This window comes from Bacteroides caccae, assembly GCF_002222615.2.
In the GTDB taxonomy this organism is placed as follows: domain Bacteria; phylum Bacteroidota; class Bacteroidia; order Bacteroidales; family Bacteroidaceae; genus Bacteroides; species Bacteroides caccae.
Genome location: NZ_CP022412.2, coordinates 2986185 through 3001246, shown reverse-complemented (window position 1 = coordinate 3001246; position 15062 = coordinate 2986185). Strand labels below are relative to the sequence as shown.

The following is a 15062-nucleotide window of genomic DNA, read 5'->3' as shown; positions in this document are numbered from 1 at the left end:
TATTTTAAAAAAAGGTAAAATCATTATTTTTCCTACCACCTCCCCCTACGGGTACTCCTCCTTCCGGAAGGAGGAGAAACTATGCAGAAAACTTATCTACAATAGTAAAAACTATAAAGTAACGACTATAAAGTAACGACTAAAAAGGCAACGGCCCGTCTCCTCCTATCGGTGTCGCAAACGGATTCCCCGACTGCGGCTCAAAATCGGGTGCCGGCGGCGGAGGGACAGAACCAACACTATCGCGATTCATCTTCGACCCCAGCATAGGCCCGACAGTCTCGCCCGGCATCGGAATAACCATATCGTCCTCCGGATTCGAGAAACGGGTAAACTCACCCTTGAACCGGAGCAGCACCTCGCCTACCGCACCGTTACGATGCTTGGCAATCACGATTTCTGCCATACCACGGAGGTCGTTACCACGATCGTCCTGATAAATCTTGTAATATTCCGGACGGTGAATAAAGCACACCATATCCGCATCCTGTTCAATGGCTCCCGATTCACGAAGGTCACTCAACTGGGGACGTTTTCCGTCGATACCTTCACGGCTCTCCACTCCACGATTCAACTGTGACAGTGCGATGATCGGAATATTCAACTCTTTCGCCAATCCTTTCAACGAACGGGAGATCGTACTCACCTCTTCCTGACGGCTGCCGAATGCCATACCACTCGCGTTCATCAGCTGAAGGTAGTCGATAATAATGATTTTCACCCCGTGTTCACGCACCAGACGGCGCGCCTTTGTCCGGAGCTCGAAAACCGAAAGAGAAGGAGTGTCATCCACATAAAGCGGTGCATCCAGCAGGTTTTTCAGTTTATAGTCCAACTGCTGCCATTCGTGTCCGGCCAACTGCCCGCTCTTAATCTTTCCGCTCTCGATTTCACAAACATTCGATATCAAACGGTTGACCAGCTGGACATTACTCATTTCAAGAGAGAACAGTGCTACCGGATTCCGGAAGTCCACAGCGATATTCTTGGCCATGGAAAGCACGAAAGCCGTCTTACCCATGGCGGGACGGGCGGCAATAATAATAAGGTCCGAATTCTGCCAGCCGGAAGTCATCTTGTCCAGTTTCGTAAAACCACTCTCAAGGCCACTCAAACCGTCGGTTCGTGCCGCAGCCTTCTGAATCAGTTTGTAGGCTTCGTCAATGACCGGATTAATCTGCGTGTAATCCTTCTTCATGTTCTGCTGCGAGATCTCAAACAGCTTGCCTTCCGCTTCCTGCATCAAGTCGTCCACATCCAGCGTTTCATCAAAAGCCTTGCTTTGAATATTACTTGTAAACGTAATCAGTTCGCGTGCCAGTGACTTCTGCGCAATGATACGCGCATGATACTCAATATGCGCCGAAGAAGCCACCTTACTGCTCAGCTGGGTGATATAGAAAGGACCTCCCACTTCTTCCAGTTCCCCGCGTTTACTGAGCTGTTCTTTCACCGTCAGGATATCCACCGGTTTCTGATTGACAGCCAGGTCGGTTATAGCGGAATAGATTAACTGATGTCGATGTTCATAAAAAGATTCAGGACGAAGGATCTCACTCACTAACGAATAAGCGTCTTTCTCAATCATCAAAGCTCCCAATACAGCTTCTTCCAACTCAGGTGCCTGCGGTTGGATACGACCATAATCATTCACCGGTTGTACTTTAGCAGATTTTGTGTTACGGGTATTTCTTTTCTGTTCGGCCATTAGGATTGTTTCTGTTTTTACGATTTATCATTTTACGATTCGATTGGGGCGGTCTTTTCCGACAGGCCCTCTTTCAATCGGGACGACAAAGATAAAATATAATAATGAAGAATGAATAAGGAAAAATGAAGATTTTAGTAACTTTGCCCCCGAATACATAATCGTAGCATAAAAAATAGATAACACCATGATTACTTTCCCGAATATCAAAATAAACCTGGGGCTGTCCATTACGGAAAAACGTCCTGACGGATACCATAATCTGGAAACTGTTTTCTATCCCGTCGCTCTCGAAGACGCTTTGGAAATCAGAACCAATCCCGAAGCCCAACAGAAATTCACGCTCCACCAGCACGGAATGGAAATAGCCGGCAATCCGGAAAATAATCTGGTAGTAAAAGCTTATTTGTTATTAGACAAGGAATTTCACCTGCCTCCTGTCGAGATTCATCTGTACAAACATATCCCTTCAGGAGCCGGACTGGGAGGCGGTTCGTCGGATGCCGCCTTTATGTTGAAGTTGCTCAATGAACATTACAACCTCCAATTGTCCGACAACCAACTGGAGGACTACGCCGCTACCCTGGGAGCCGACTGTGCCTTCTTCATCAAAAACACACCGACTTACGCCGAAGGTATCGGAAATATCTTCTCCCCGATAGAGCTATCCCTGAAAGGTTACCGGATTATGATTGTGAAGCCGGATGTTTTCGTATCCACCCGGGAAGCCTTCGCCAATATCCGCCCCCACCGTCCCGAATATCCGGTCAGAGAGGTTATCCGTCGTCCGGTCGCAGAGTGGAAAGATACATTAATCAATGACTTCGAAGCGAGTGTCTTCCCGCAATACCCCGTTATCGGAGAAATAAAAGAAGAGCTCTATCACCAGGGAGCAATCTATGCCTCCATGAGCGGTTCGGGTTCTTCCGTATTCGGCTTGTTCACCGCCGACACCACACTGCCGGAGATAGATTGGGGGACTAATGCATTTTGTTTTAAAGGTACGCTAAGCGAATAGTCCTTCACCAACATAGACTCTTTTGCAAATCTTAGAAGCCCAACATTGCAGCGGGTTGTATATTCAACACGTTTGATACAAAAATACTAAATAGGGTTCTTCTTCAAATTTGGTGGTAAAATTAATTAGGAAAATAATAATTTGATAGTTTATAGTCGATAGTATTCAATAATAATTTGATAGTCGATAGTATTCTCCATTCTCCTCCTTCGGGAAGGAGGAGTACCCGTAGGGGGAGGTGGTAGGTGAATGCGTAAGTCGGTTATTATCAGCATTGTGTATCCACCTACCACCCCGGCTTTCAGCCACCCCTCCTTCCCCGAAGGAGGGGAATGGAGATACCACCGACTGATTAAATTACCACCAAATCTGAAGAAGAACCCTAAACAGTTATGGATTATAAATCAATATGGCATAAATATTTTACAAAATAGAACCTACTCCAAACGAATAAACAAAAAACGGTACCACGACTCACGTCGTAGTACCGTCACAACACAAACACAAAATAAAACACGACAAAACTACTATGCAATCTCCCTGTCTATACCGGGGAGGTATAAGTACTATCCATGTATATTCACATACTCACAAACAGCTTCAGGTCGACTTGCATCAATTAAACAAATCGCATGCACGATTTGTTTCTATTTTGTTTATATTTTCATGTTTTTACAACAAATAATTAAATATATCTTATTGAATACCTCTTTCACGAAGTTTCAATTGCCAGTTCCATGCAGAACGTAAAGTATCTTCCAAGGTTTCCACGGCCTTCCAACCCAGTTCCTGGTTTGCAAAATCAGGGTTAGCCCAAACCTTTTCAATATCACCTGCACGACGTCCTACAATCTGATAATTCAGTTTAACACCGGTAGCTTTTTCAAAACCGTTAATCAATTCCAGAACAGACACTCCGCGTCCCGTGCCGATATTGAACACTTCGACTTTTTCTTTCTGTGTCTTCTCCAGAATACGACGGATAGCGATCACGTGTGCCTTAGCCAAGTCAACGACATTGATAAAGTCACGGATACAAGAACCGTCAGGAGTATCATAATCATCGCCAAACACGCTCAGTTTCTCACGGATACCGATTGCGGTCTGAGTCAGGTAAGGAATCAGATTTTGAGGAACGCCATTCGGAAGTTCGCCCAGCAATGCAGTAGGATGAGCACCGATCGGGTTGAAATAACGCAGCATGATCGCATTGATCGGAGCACCGGAAGCTACCGTATCACGGATAATCTCTTCATTGATCTGTTTTGTATTTCCGTAAGGAGATTCCGCTTTCTTGATCGGAGCCTTTTCCGTTACCGGCAATTCATCCGGCTGACCGTATACGGTACAAGATGAAGAGAATACGATTCCTTCCACTCCATGTTTCGGCATCAGTTCGAGGAGGTTGATCAGCGAAACCAGGTTGTTGCGATAATAAAGCAACGGCTTCTCTACTGACTCTCCAACCGCTTTGCTCGCTGCAAAGTGAATGATCGCCTTAATTCCTTTATATTTGGTAAAGATAGCATCCAGACCTGCGAAATCCAAACAATCCAGTTTTTCAAAAGCAGGGCGAATACCTGATACTTTCTCTATATTGTCAACAACGTCGGCATTTGAGTTAGATAAATTATCGATGATGATTACTTCATATCCACTGTTCTGTAGTTCTACTACGGTGTGAGAACCAATGTATCCCGTTCCGCCCGTTACTAAAATTCTTTCTTTCATATTCTTTAATAAATGGTTAGTTTTTCGGCTTTTGTCGTTTGAGCTACAAATTTAAGGAAATAAAATGGAAATGCAATAATCTGCCGGCATTTTATTTAATAAAAGGCTATTAAAGTACGAATTAATAGCAGTCAGGTATTAAAAAAAGGATTGGAAACCCATTTCTGTGTATGTTATACAGCAGGGTTTCCAATCCTATATTAAATTATCAACTGTAAGTCTTTACACCACGCCGGAGAATCCCATGAATGCCATGGCGAGCAGGCCGGCGGTAATCAATGCAATCGGTGTGCCCTGCATTCCTTTCGGAACTTTCACCAGGCTCATCTGTTCGCGCAATCCGGCAAAGAGAACCAGTGCCAGACCGAAACCGATAGCGGTGGAGAATGCATACACAACTCCTGTCAGCAGGTCATAGTCTTTCTGGATCACGAGGATAGCCACACCCAGGATACAACAGTTGGTTGTAATCAACGGCAGGAACACGCCCAACGCCTGATACAAGGCGGGGGAAACTTTCTTCAAGATGATTTCCACCATTTGCACCAGTCCGGCAATCACCAGAATGAAAGTAATCGTCTGCAAGTATCCCAGTCCGAACACATCTAGCACAAACTTCTGAATGAGGAATGTGACAATGGTAGCGATAGTCAACACGAAAGCCACCGCGGCGCTCATCCCCATTGCAGTCTCCACTTTCTTGGAAACGCCCAGGAACGGGCAGATGCCCAGGAACTGCGACAACACGATGTTGTTTACAAAGATTGCCGAAATAAATATCAATATATATTCCATATTCTTTTCTTATTTAATAGAGTTAAGCTTTCTTGAAACTATTAATCAATGCGATGAGATATCCCAGGGCGATGAAAGCACCCGGAGCCAGTACGAACACCAACATTCCGTATTCTTCCGGCAGGATAGTCAGGTCGAAGATCTTGCCTGTTCCCAGAAATTCGCGGACAGCACCCAGCAAAGTCAGGGCAATGGTAAAGCCCAGTCCCATACCGATACCGTCGAACATGGATGCCAACGCATTGTTCTTTGCGGCAAAAGCTTCGGCACGCCCCAGCACGATACAGTTCACTACGATCAACGGGATGAAAAGGCCGAGTGTGGCGTACAGTCCCGGCACGTATGCCTGCATCACCATTTGGAGCAACGTCACGAAAGACGCAATCACCACAATAAACGAAGGGATACGCACCATATCCGGAATCAGGTTTTTAATCAGTGAGATCACCACGTTCGAGCAGATCAGCACGAACATGGTGGCCAGTCCCATACCCATGCCGTTGATAGCCGATGAAGTAGTACCCAACGTAGGACACATACCGAGCAGGAGTACAAACGTAGGATTCTCTTTGATAATCCCGTTCATCATTACTTTAAAGTTATTCATATCTGTCTCCTTTCTTAATTAGCACTGATAGAATCAGTAAGTTCCACTTTAGTTGTAGCACCCGTAGCAGCATCGGCATTTTCACCGGCGGCCTTTTGAGAAGCACCCGTAGCTCCGTTCACTTCTCCCCCTCCGGCTTTGTAAGCCTGATAAGCAGCATTTACGGCATTCAGGAAAGCGCGTGAGGTAATCGTAGAAGCGGTAATGGCGTCCACCTGCCCGCCGTCTTTGCTGACCGTCAGTGCGGCTTCACCCGGATTCATGCCCAGGATAGACTTCGTGCTTTCCTCGTGTGACACCGCCTGTTCACCCTTGGCAGGATCGTAAGCACCGAACCATTTGTCGGCCTTCGAACCCAGTCCCGGAGTTTCCGTATGAGCCAGCAGGGAGTAGTTGTAGATTTTACCTTCGGCGTCAAAGCCAACCAGCACTTTCAGCTCGCCGCCGAATCCCATGGACTTGGCTTCAACAGCCGTACCCACCATATTATCACCGTTCTTGGCCGGATAAACAATGAAATCGACATTCTTCTTGCCGTCTTTCTCGCTGAAGATCGTATCGCTTTCCGCCACCGGGTTGTTCGTAAATTCAGGAAGAACTTTTTTCAGGGCCTCGTTCAGCGTCTTGGCGTTCGCCTCGGCAATAGGCCCTTTCGTCAGTTCGTTCACATAAGCCAGCAACGCGACGGAGACAGCAGTCACTCCCGTCAGCACCAGCAACATATTTTTCAAAGATGATTGTAACTTTTTCATTTCTTCTTCGCTACCTCCCCAAAGCGTTTAGGTTTACAATAGGTATTAATCAGCGGAGTGAATGCATTCATTATCAGAATGGCGAACGACATACCTTCGGGATAGGCGCCGAACAGACGGATCACCACTGTCAGCAGACCGATGCAAACGCCATAAATCAGCATACCTTTCTTGCTCATCGGAGACGTCACATAGTCGGTTGCCATAAAGACAGCACCCAGCATCAGACCACCGGAAAGCAGTTGGAGCACCGGAGACACGTATTTTTCAGGATCCGCCAGATGCATGATGCCTGCGAACACGAATACGGTAACCAGGATAGATACCGGAATATGCCATGTGATAATTTTCTTCCACAGCATATACGCCAAACCGATCAGCAGAGCCAGCGCGCTCACTTCACCGAGACATCCGCCGTTTTGTCCGATCAACAGGCTCAACGCATCCGGAATCTGGCTTAAAGCGTCCGTATTGCCGTAGATCGCCTGCTTCATCAATGCCAGCGGAGTAGCTCCCGTCGTAGCGTCCGTGTAGGCGGTCAACTGACCGACTACCGGCCAACTGGTCATCTGCACCGGGAAAGAAAGCAACAGGAACACACGTCCTGCCAATGCCGGGTTGAAAGGGTTGCAGCCCAATCCGCCGAAAGACATCTTTCCCACACCGATAGCAAACAGTGCGCCGAGAATGATGATCCATACAGGCAGGTTGGAAGGTAAGTTGAATGCCAGCAACACACCTGTGATGATAGCAGAGCCGTCACAGATTGTCGTGGTAGGTTTCTTCAGTAAATATTTCCCGATTGCCCATTCGAAGAACAAACAAGCGGCCACGGAAGTAGCCGTGACAATCAGGGCACCCAGTCCGAAGAAGTAGAGAGACACCAGAAAAGCCGGAATCAGTGCAATCAGCACGCCGTACATATTTTTCTGTACGCTGTCTCCGCCATGAACGTGGGGTGATAGTGATACGATTAATTTATTTTCCATATTCGTTATTTTTTAGCTTGACGTGCACGAATCATAGCGCCTACCTTGCCTTTACCCAGACGGCAGTAGTCAAGTAACGGACGGTTGGCAGGACAAGTGAACTGACAGGAACCGCACTCGATACAATCCATGATTCTTTCTTTTTCCATTGTTTCAAAATCCCCGTTTTCGGACAACGCTCCGAGCAAGTACGGTTCCAGTCCCATAGGACAGGCGCTCACGCACTTCGCGCAACGGATACAGGTTTGTGCTTCCCCGCGCTTGGCTTCCTTCCGGTTCATAATCAGGATGCCGGAACTGCCCTTCGCAGTAGGAACGTCGATGTTCACCAACGCCTTACCCATCATCGGACCACCGCCGATCACCTTTCCCGTGTCTTCCGGCAGACCGCCGCAAGCGTCGATCAACTGCTTCATCGGCGTACCGATACGGGCGAGGAAGTTGGACGGACGGGCCACCGACTTTCCGGTCACCGTAATCACGCGCTCAAACAACGGCTTGTTCTTCTGCACCGCTTCATAAACAGCGAAAGCCGTACCTACATTCTGCACGACAGCCCCCGTAGAGATAGGCAGCGCACCGCTTGCCACCTGACGTTTGGTGATCGCGTCAATCAGCTGCTTTTCACCTCCCTGCGGATATTTCACCTTCAAAGGCACCACTTCGATACCCGCATAACTGGAAGCTACCTTCGTCATCAACTGAATTGCATCCGGCTTATTGTTCTCGATTCCGATAAACGCTTTATTCACTTTCACGGCTTTCATCAGGATAGACACGCCTACCATGATTTCTTCTGCGTGTTCCAGCATCAGCTGATGATCGGCAGTCAGATACGGTTCACATTCCACCGCATTGATAATCACGCATTCCGCCTTGAAAGAAGGAGGAGGACACAGTTTCACCTGTGTAGGGAAACAAGCACCGCCCAGACCTACGATACCGGCATCGGCAATCTTCTTCACAATTTCTTCCGCCGAAAGATCGCATTCTTTCACCAGTGTCTTGCTGCGGTCGATTGTTTCTTCCCATTCGTCACCTTCCACATCAATGAAAATAGCAGGTTTCGCATAACCGCTGGCATCGACTATCGTATCAATCTTCGCCACTTTACCACTGACCGAAGAATGAATTGCTGCCGAAACAAAGCCGGCAGGTTCGGCAATCCGTGTGCCTACCTTTACCACATCCCCTTTCGCAACAACCGGTTTGGCAGGTGCGCCAATATGCTGGCCCAGCAGAATAACCGCTTTCGCAGGAACTTCCGCCGTAATGATAGGTTGATGTGCCGACAATTTATTTTCGTGTGGATGAACTCCACCAATTGAAAATGTCTTTAACATACAATTCTGTATTTTATTCTGTTATTATTCTGTTACTTTCGGAGCCTCAGCCGTTTCTTTTGGAGTAACCGTTTCTTTCGGAGCAGCCGGAGCTTCTTCCTTCGGTTTGCGCGGCGGGAAGTTCAACTCGATAATGGTATTCTGCGGACATACTTCCACGCACTTCCGGCAAGATTTACACTTGTCAGGATCGATGTAAGCCAAGTTGTTCTCCAGCGTGATAGCTTCGAACGGACACGTCTTCACGCACTTTCCGCAACCGATACAGCTCACCGTGCAAGCCTTGCGTGCCACAGCGCCCTTGTCTTTATTCACACAAGAGACATACACGCGGCGCGACTTCTTGCCTTGCGGACGGATTTCAATGATCGCCTTCGGGCAAGCCTTCACACAGGCGCCGCAAGCGGTACATTTCGCCTCGTCGACTTCCGGAAGTCCCGTTTCCGGGTTCATGTGGATAGCGTCAAACTGGCAGGCAGCCACACAGTCGCCACAACCCAGACAGCCGTAGCTACAACCCGTCTCTCCGCCATACAGCGAAGCGGCAATAGCACAACTCTTAGCACCGTCGTATTGATTAATACGCGGACGGTTGGCACACGTTCCGTTACATCTCACCACTGCTACCATCGGTTCAGCCTCTCCGGCTGCCAGTCCGAGGATATCAGCAATTTTAGCCATGACAGGTTGTCCGCCTACGGGGCAGAATTTTCCATCCAGCGAGCCGGCTTTGACGCAAGCGTCGGCAAAACCGCTACAACCCGGATAGCCACATCCACCACAATTTGCCTGGGGCAACACTTCCCCTACCTGGGCAATCCGCGGATCTTCATACACGGCAAATTTCTTGGAAGCCACATAAAGAATAGCGGCCAGCACGAGCGCTATCGCTCCCAATGAAATCACTGCAATCAGAATCAAATTCATAATGTTCTTAGTTATTTATTGGTTTTATAGTAAATGAAAATTTTTGTTTCAGTCGCGTTTTATTGAGCCACAAAATGTAGTAATAAGGCACAAGGACAGCCAGAGAAAGAAGTGCCGCATACAGTTCATTCTCTATCAGTGCCATAAAAAGGAACAATGTAAAAATTAAAAGAACGAAAGGGATAATGAATGCCAAGGCCACCGCCTGCATTCCCATCGACGTTTCGCCGACCACCATTACGTTTTCCCCCACCTGGTAGGAAGCCGCAGCAGTATCAATTATATCTATGATTTTGTCCTTGCTGTCTGCCGAGGAACAGTGTCCCTTCACGCTGCAAGCCGCGCAAGCCGATGTCTGAACGATCCTCACCGACAGATGAGAACCCTGTATGTTTTCCACAATACCCAGATGCTTTATAGTATTATTCGTCATTTTGCAAACTCAACATTACAAATCGCGGCAAATTTAATCATTATTTGTGAACTACGAAGCATTCCCCGTATTTTTTATGTATAATCAAACATTATTTTTTGTGTTTTCGTTATCGCACACGGGTATTCTCGTTTCCCTCCTCCTCCTCGCGCTTCTTTCTATACCAGAGATACCGCAGTGTCCATTCGCGTATCTTCTCCAGCAGCTCCTCTTCTGTCAGACTGTCACAGTAGAAGTTCAGAATGGATTCGTAGTAGTGCAGTTTCATATCCTCCCCTTTTTTATATTCTCATAGCTGGCTTTCCCCATACCGGTTTCTTTGCATAAGTGAGTCATTGTCAAGTTTGCGCATTTAAGCGATTCATCGATAAAAGTACCTAGAAGGACGTGTTTGAAGTTCTTTTTCATGTTCAATATCTATTAGTTGTTAAAAATACACCTTAGTATGTTATTTATTTTCACATTGGTTCTGACATATCAGAACCGTCTATTTTTTTGTTTTTCGTAGTTTCACGTCGTGTTTTGAAAATCAAGCACGTTTTGAAAGAAGAAAAGTTTTTGACCCGTAAACAACAAAGATTATGCCAAACCAGTACAGAATGTCATATTTCATGCCACCTATCGCTCCTGTCAGGAACGAACAGGGACGAATGGTTACTCCTCCCACGCTCCTCCCCTTCTGCGAAGTCTCCGTGGAGCAGGTCTTCCAAATGATTACCTGCAACGAGAATCTCAAACTCCTGACCGCTCAGGTACGCAACGCTCCGGACATGCGGACTGCCAAAGCGACACTGCTGCCTTACGTGACACCCTGCGGCACCTTCACACGCCGCAACAGCAAGTGTTTCGTATCCCCTTCCGGGCTGGTCGTGATAGATGTGGACAACCTCGACTCCTACGACGAAGCCGTCAGTATGCGCCGTCTGCTATTCGATGATCCCTTCCTCTGCCCCGTGCTCACGTATGTCAGTCCGAGCGGCCGGGGAGTGAAGGCTTTCGTCCCTTCCGGAACGCTGTATCCCGAAGACGAAGCACAAAATATCACGGAAAGTATGAACAAAGCCATGCAGTATGTCGAAATGGCATACGGCCCGGAACCTGACAATTCTGGCAGAAATGCCTCGAAAGGCGTGGACTGTTCGGGAAAAGACCTCGTAAGGGCCTGTTTCCTCAATTACGATCCGGATGCATTATTTCGTAACATTATTAATTCTCAATCTATAAAAAAATGAATGAACTTGAATCATTACGCCGCCTCACGGAGGCAGTAGAAACAGCCAAGGCTGACATTGCCCCCACTTACATCGAATACGTACACCTGGCGTTCGCCATTGCAACCGATTGCGGCGAAGAGGGACGCGACTTTTTCCACCGCTTGTGCCGGGTTTCCGCCAAATACCAACGCGAACACGCCGAACGGATATTCTCCAACGCACTCACTGCCAATCATGGGGATATGCATCTGGGCACGGTGTTCTATCTCGCCGAAGCGGCAGGAGTTACCGTCCGCAAAGAGGAGGTTGCAAACAGCCGGACAGGTACAAAAGGTACAGCAGGTACAGCGCAAAAACTTTCCGCACACACGTGCGCGCGTAATAAGGTATACAATAGCGAGAGTCCGGAGTCTGAGGAACTGTTGCCGGGTAGCGAACCCAAACAGCCGCTACCCACCTTTCCGGCAGCCGACTGGCCGGAACTCCTGCAACGTATTATGAGTTACGGAAGTACCGACGCACAGAACGATGTCATGCTATTGGGAGCACTGACCGCTCTGGGTTCTTGCATGGAACGGTATGTACGGTGTCCTTATGGCGGTAAACTCCAGTCCCCCTGCATGCAAAGTTTCATTATAGCTCTCCCTGCTTCCGGAAAAAGTGCCCTGTCATCCATACGGCTGCTTGTGGATCCTATCCATGACCAGCTCCGCGCCGAATGGGCCGAAGAAATAAAAGCCTACAAAAAAGCCAAAGCCGCCTACGAAGCAATGGGCAAGGAACGTTCTAAAATAGACGCCCCGCAAATACCGGCCAACAAAATGTTCCTCATCGCGGGCAACAATACCGGCACCGGCATTCTGCAAAACATCATGGATGCCAACGGAACAGGATTTATCTGTGAGTCCGAAGCGGATACCCTGTCCACCGCCATAGGATCGGATTACGGACACTGGAGCGACACCCTGCGCAAAGCATTCGACCACGACCGTTTGTCTTACAACCGCCGTACCGACCAGGAATACCGAGAAATTAAAAAAAGCTACCTCTCCGTCCTGCTTTCCGGAACTCCGGCGCAGGTAAAAGCCCTCATCCCTTCGGCGGAAAACGGGCTTTTCTCCCGCCAACTGTTCTACTATATGCCCGGTATCTGGCAGTGGGTAAGCCAGTTTACGACAGGAGACATAGACATAGAAGAGATATTCACCACCATAGGATTGGATTGGAAAAAGAAACTGGACTTACTGAAGGCACACGGTCTCCACACACTCCGGCTCACCGACGAGCAGAAACAAGAATTTGACACTCTATTCTCTGCCCTTTTCACCCGTTCGGGTATAGCCAACGGGAATGAGATGTATAGTTTCGTGGCCCGTCTGGGTGTCAACACATGCCGTATCATGGCGGAAGTGGCTGTATTGCGTGCGCTCGAAAGCGCACAGCCCTATCAACTCAAAGCATCTTCTACCCCTCTCCTGACTCCGGACAAGGAGATTCCCGATGACAATATCAAAGACGGCATCATCACCCGCTGGGATGTCAAGATCACTCCGAGTGATTTCAAAGCGGTGCTCCAACTTGCCGAGCCCCTCTACTGCCATGCCATGCATATACTTTCTTTCCTTCCTCCCACAGAAATCAGTCGCCGGGCAAACGTCGAGCGTGATTTTTTCTTCATGAAACTGGGGACCACGTTTACCCGCAAACAGGTACGAGAGCAGGCAGCTGTCATGGGTATTAAGGAGAACACCGCGCTCATCTGGCTGAAACGTCTGGTAGACTACGGAGATCTGGTTCACGTAGACGGCAAAGGAAACTATATGATTGCTCGCGCGCGTGTGCGTGCGTAAGAGAGCCCCCGGAAAAGTGTACCTGCTGTACCCGAAACCACAGTAGTGTGTGTTGTAAGACGTTGTATCTTGTAAGACGTAAAGCATAGCTTTAGAGTGCTTAAAGCTATGCTTTAGCCGTCTTAAAGCGGTGCTTTTGTTATCCTAAAGCGAATCCCTCTAAGGTTCTCCCAATGCATCCACAATCACTCTCACCTCCAATGGTGTATAAGAACGGTGTTCGGGTTGGTAGCCCAGATCATACAGGCGTTGCTGAAGTCCGGGACACCGTTCGATCCATTTCTTCATCTTTCGATATGCGGCAATATCGGTCAGTTCGGGAGAATAAAGTTGCGCCAGTTCCATGCGTCCATAAGCACGTATCGTGAATTCTTTCATAATGGATAAGTTTTAAATTATTAGCTACAAATGTAACAAAAAGCCTTCACATTTCCTACGCTTTTCCGTTGAATAACCGACCGTTACTGTCCTTAACCGACAACAACCGCATACAATTGTATACAACTGATTTTCCGGGATTACGGGGTGTTATCTTTGTATCGTCGGAAGGGAAACAGCTCCCCACGACAATATGTTTAACCCTTTAATTTATAGTGTTATGATTCGTTACAAAATCTATCAGAACCAGCAGAAGAAAGGTGTGAATGCGGGCAAGTGGTTCGCCCGTGCGGTAAGCGACGAGACATTCGATCTGGCCAAGCTCGCCGAACACATGTCGAAACACAATTCACCGTATTCGAGCGGTGTCATCAAAGGTGTACTCACCGACATGGTGAACTGTATCAAGGAATTGCTGCTCGACGGCAAGAGTGTGAAAATTGACGATCTCGCCATTTTCGGTGTGGGAATCCGCAGTAAGGCAGCCGAAACGCTGGAGGATTTTTCGTTGGAGAAGAATATCACCGGTATGCGCCTCAAAGCACGTGCCACCGGTAACCTCTCGACTACCAACCTGAAACTCGACAGCCAACTGAAGCAGCAAGCGGAGTATCAGAAGCCGACTATCGAAGGAGGTGGTTCCGGTAATACGCCGAATCCCAACCCGGGCGGCGGTGGAGTGACTCCTGATCCGTCAGTCTAATTTCTTAACCTTAAAAAAATAAATTATGAGCAATTCATCGTCACGCCGCTCCGTATGGAGCCTGGTTCTCAAAATTATCATTACTGTCGCCACCGCCATAGGGGGTGTGCTCGGAGTGCAAAGCTGTATGTAAGCTGATGAGAACTATCACACTGATTATCATTCATTGCAGTGCCACGCCGGAGGGGAAATCCCTTTCGGCGGAAGCCTGCCGACTGGACCACATCCTCCACCGGGGATTCCGCGACATCGGCTATCATTTCTACATTACACGCGACGGAGAGATCCACCGTGGCCGTCCTCTCGAAAAGGTCGGGGCACACTGCCGTAACCACAACTCCCACTCGATAGGTATCTGCTACGAAGGAGGACTGGATGCTGACTGTTGCCCGAAGGATACTCGAACGCTTGAACAACGGGGTTCCCTGCTGGCTCTATTACGCGAACTGCGCAGGCAGTTTCCGAAAGCGTTGATCGTGGGGCACCATGATTTGAATCCGATGAAGGAGTGCCCGTGCTTTAGCTGCACAAAGGAGTATTCTAATATATAAACAGCTACGGGAGGCAGTGTAATACTGTCTCCCGCAGCTGTTTGTTTTGTTAAAAATATCAAC

17 protein-coding genes are annotated in these 15062 nt (G+C 48.1%); 6 read left to right on the top strand and 11 right to left on the bottom strand.

All coding sequences use genetic code 11. The features are described 5' to 3' along the window. Positions 1-139: 139 nt before the first annotated feature. Positions 140-1708: a replicative DNA helicase gene (gene dnaB, locus CGC64_RS12135; RefSeq protein ID WP_005676204.1), complete on the bottom strand. Its 1569-nt coding sequence runs from the start codon at positions 1706-1708 to the stop codon at positions 140-142. A 187-nt stretch (positions 1709-1895) separates the two neighbouring features. On the opposite strand from dnaB, the gene ispE reads away from it, so the two are divergent. Further along, positions 1896-2726 (top strand): 4-(cytidine 5'-diphospho)-2-C-methyl-D-erythritol kinase, encoded by an 831-nt coding sequence (gene ispE, locus CGC64_RS12130; protein WP_005676205.1) that lies wholly within the window; start codon positions 1896-1898, stop codon positions 2724-2726. Positions 2727-3422: 696 nt separating this feature from the next. On the opposite strand, the gene galE is transcribed toward ispE, so the two are convergent. The 9 genes from galE to CGC64_RS18970 form a co-directional block, all read right to left on the bottom strand. Beyond that, a complete protein-coding gene (gene galE, locus CGC64_RS12120; RefSeq protein WP_005676207.1) occupies positions 3423-4457 on the bottom strand; it encodes a UDP-glucose 4-epimerase GalE in 1035 nt (344 codons plus the stop codon). Between the two features lie 222 nt (positions 4458-4679). Next, a complete protein-coding gene (gene rsxA / locus CGC64_RS12115) occupies positions 4680-5252 on the bottom strand; it encodes an electron transport complex subunit RsxA (RefSeq protein ID WP_004303570.1) in 573 nt (190 codons plus the stop codon). 22 nt (positions 5253-5274) lie between these two features. Further along, positions 5275-5859, bottom strand: coding sequence for an RnfABCDGE type electron transport complex subunit E (locus CGC64_RS12110; protein WP_005676211.1), 585 nt, complete (start codon positions 5857-5859; stop codon positions 5275-5277). A 14-nt stretch (positions 5860-5873) separates the two neighbouring features. Continuing rightward, the gene (locus CGC64_RS12105) at positions 5874-6611 is read right to left on the bottom strand and encodes an RnfABCDGE type electron transport complex subunit G (protein WP_005676212.1); all 738 of its coding nucleotides are present in this window, start codon (positions 6609-6611) and stop codon (positions 5874-5876) included. Next, the gene (locus CGC64_RS12100; protein WP_005676213.1) at positions 6608-7600 is read right to left on the bottom strand and encodes an RnfABCDGE type electron transport complex subunit D; all 993 of its coding nucleotides are present in this window, start codon (positions 7598-7600) and stop codon (positions 6608-6610) included. Before CGC64_RS12100 ends, CGC64_RS12105 begins: the two co-directional genes overlap by 4 nt. Before the next feature lie 5 nt (positions 7601-7605). Further along, a complete protein-coding gene (rsxC, locus tag CGC64_RS12095) occupies positions 7606-8943 on the bottom strand; it encodes an electron transport complex subunit RsxC (protein ID WP_005676214.1) in 1338 nt (445 codons plus the stop codon). A 24-nt stretch (positions 8944-8967) separates the two neighbouring features. Next, positions 8968-9870 carry a Fe-S cluster domain-containing protein gene (locus CGC64_RS12090; protein ID WP_005676215.1) on the bottom strand — a complete coding sequence of 301 codons (903 nt, stop codon included), beginning with the start codon at positions 9868-9870 and terminating at the stop codon, positions 8968-8970. Positions 9871-9877: 7 nt separating this feature from the next. Further along, entirely contained in the window at positions 9878-10303 is a 426-nt protein-coding gene (locus tag CGC64_RS12085; protein WP_005676216.1) for a SoxR reducing system RseC family protein, read from the bottom strand. Between the two features lie 109 nt (positions 10304-10412). Beyond that, a complete protein-coding gene (locus CGC64_RS18970; RefSeq protein ID WP_005676217.1) occupies positions 10413-10571 on the bottom strand; it encodes a hypothetical protein in 159 nt (52 codons plus the stop codon). A 313-nt stretch (positions 10572-10884) separates the two neighbouring features. Here CGC64_RS18970 and CGC64_RS12080 point away from each other — a divergent pair, with 313 nt between their 5' ends. Continuing rightward, positions 10885-11535: a BT4734/BF3469 family protein gene (locus CGC64_RS12080; protein ID WP_005680792.1), complete on the top strand. Its 651-nt coding sequence runs from the start codon at positions 10885-10887 to the stop codon at positions 11533-11535. After that, entirely contained in the window at positions 11532-13367 is a 1836-nt protein-coding gene (locus CGC64_RS12075) for a DUF3987 domain-containing protein (RefSeq protein WP_005676220.1), read from the top strand. Before CGC64_RS12080 ends, CGC64_RS12075 begins: the two co-directional genes overlap by 4 nt. 159 nt (positions 13368-13526) lie before the next feature. Here the strand turns inward: CGC64_RS12075 and CGC64_RS12070 are convergent, their stop codons facing one another. Further along, positions 13527-13745 carry a DUF4248 domain-containing protein gene (locus CGC64_RS12070; RefSeq protein ID WP_005676221.1) on the bottom strand — a complete coding sequence of 73 codons (219 nt, stop codon included), beginning with the start codon at positions 13743-13745 and terminating at the stop codon, positions 13527-13529. 220 nt (positions 13746-13965) lie between these two features. Between CGC64_RS12070 and CGC64_RS12065 the strand changes: the two genes are divergently transcribed. Genes CGC64_RS12065 through CGC64_RS12060 form a run of 3 tightly spaced genes read left to right on the top strand, consistent with a single transcriptional unit; the run spans position 13966 to position 14999 of the window. Then, on the top strand, positions 13966-14448 hold the full coding sequence (locus CGC64_RS12065; protein WP_032855046.1) for an HU family DNA-binding protein: 483 nt from the start codon (positions 13966-13968) through the stop codon (positions 14446-14448). Positions 14449-14473: 25 nt separating this feature from the next. Next, positions 14474-14581: a smalltalk protein gene (locus tag CGC64_RS18840; RefSeq protein ID WP_005680790.1), complete on the top strand. Its 108-nt coding sequence runs from the start codon at positions 14474-14476 to the stop codon at positions 14579-14581. Between the two features lie 4 nt (positions 14582-14585). Further along, positions 14586-14999 (top strand): N-acetylmuramoyl-L-alanine amidase, encoded by a 414-nt coding sequence (locus CGC64_RS12060; RefSeq protein ID WP_005680789.1) that lies wholly within the window; start codon positions 14586-14588, stop codon positions 14997-14999. Positions 15000-15062: the final 63 nt, after the last annotated feature.

What these genes read in the sequence shown, in the direction of transcription:
- dnaB (WP_005676204.1), bottom strand. Translation starts at nt 1,708, where the DNA reads ATGGCCGAACAGAAAAGAAATACCCGTAACACAAAATCTGCTAAAGTA.
- ispE (WP_005676205.1), top strand. Translation starts at nt 1,896, where the DNA reads ATGATTACTTTCCCGAATATCAAAATAAACCTGGGGCTGTCCATTACG.
- galE (WP_005676207.1), bottom strand. Translation starts at nt 4,457, where the DNA reads ATGAAAGAAAGAATTTTAGTAACGGGCGGAACGGGATACATTGGTTCT.
- rsxA (WP_004303570.1), bottom strand. Translation starts at nt 5,252, where the DNA reads ATGGAATATATATTGATATTTATTTCGGCAATCTTTGTAAACAACATC.
- CGC64_RS12110 (WP_005676211.1), bottom strand. Translation starts at nt 5,859, where the DNA reads ATGAATAACTTTAAAGTAATGATGAACGGGATTATCAAAGAGAATCCT.
- CGC64_RS12105 (WP_005676212.1), bottom strand. Translation starts at nt 6,611, where the DNA reads ATGAAAAAGTTACAATCATCTTTGAAAAATATGTTGCTGGTGCTGACG.
- CGC64_RS12100 (WP_005676213.1), bottom strand. Translation starts at nt 7,600, where the DNA reads ATGGAAAATAAATTAATCGTATCACTATCACCCCACGTTCATGGCGGA.
- rsxC (WP_005676214.1), bottom strand. Translation starts at nt 8,943, where the DNA reads ATGTTAAAGACATTTTCAATTGGTGGAGTTCATCCACACGAAAATAAA.
- CGC64_RS12090 (WP_005676215.1), bottom strand. Translation starts at nt 9,870, where the DNA reads ATGAATTTGATTCTGATTGCAGTGATTTCATTGGGAGCGATAGCGCTC.
- CGC64_RS12085 (WP_005676216.1), bottom strand. Translation starts at nt 10,303, where the DNA reads ATGACGAATAATACTATAAAGCATCTGGGTATTGTGGAAAACATACAG.
- CGC64_RS18970 (WP_005676217.1), bottom strand. Translation starts at nt 10,571, where the DNA reads ATGAAACTGCACTACTACGAATCCATTCTGAACTTCTACTGTGACAGT.
- CGC64_RS12080 (WP_005680792.1), top strand. Translation starts at nt 10,885, where the DNA reads ATGCCAAACCAGTACAGAATGTCATATTTCATGCCACCTATCGCTCCT.
- CGC64_RS12075 (WP_005676220.1), top strand. Translation starts at nt 11,532, where the DNA reads ATGAATGAACTTGAATCATTACGCCGCCTCACGGAGGCAGTAGAAACA.
- CGC64_RS12070 (WP_005676221.1), bottom strand. Translation starts at nt 13,745, where the DNA reads ATGAAAGAATTCACGATACGTGCTTATGGACGCATGGAACTGGCGCAA.
- CGC64_RS12065 (WP_032855046.1), top strand. Translation starts at nt 13,966, where the DNA reads ATGATTCGTTACAAAATCTATCAGAACCAGCAGAAGAAAGGTGTGAAT.
- CGC64_RS18840 (WP_005680790.1), top strand. Translation starts at nt 14,474, where the DNA reads ATGAGCAATTCATCGTCACGCCGCTCCGTATGGAGCCTGGTTCTCAAA.
- CGC64_RS12060 (WP_005680789.1), top strand. Translation starts at nt 14,586, where the DNA reads ATGAGAACTATCACACTGATTATCATTCATTGCAGTGCCACGCCGGAG.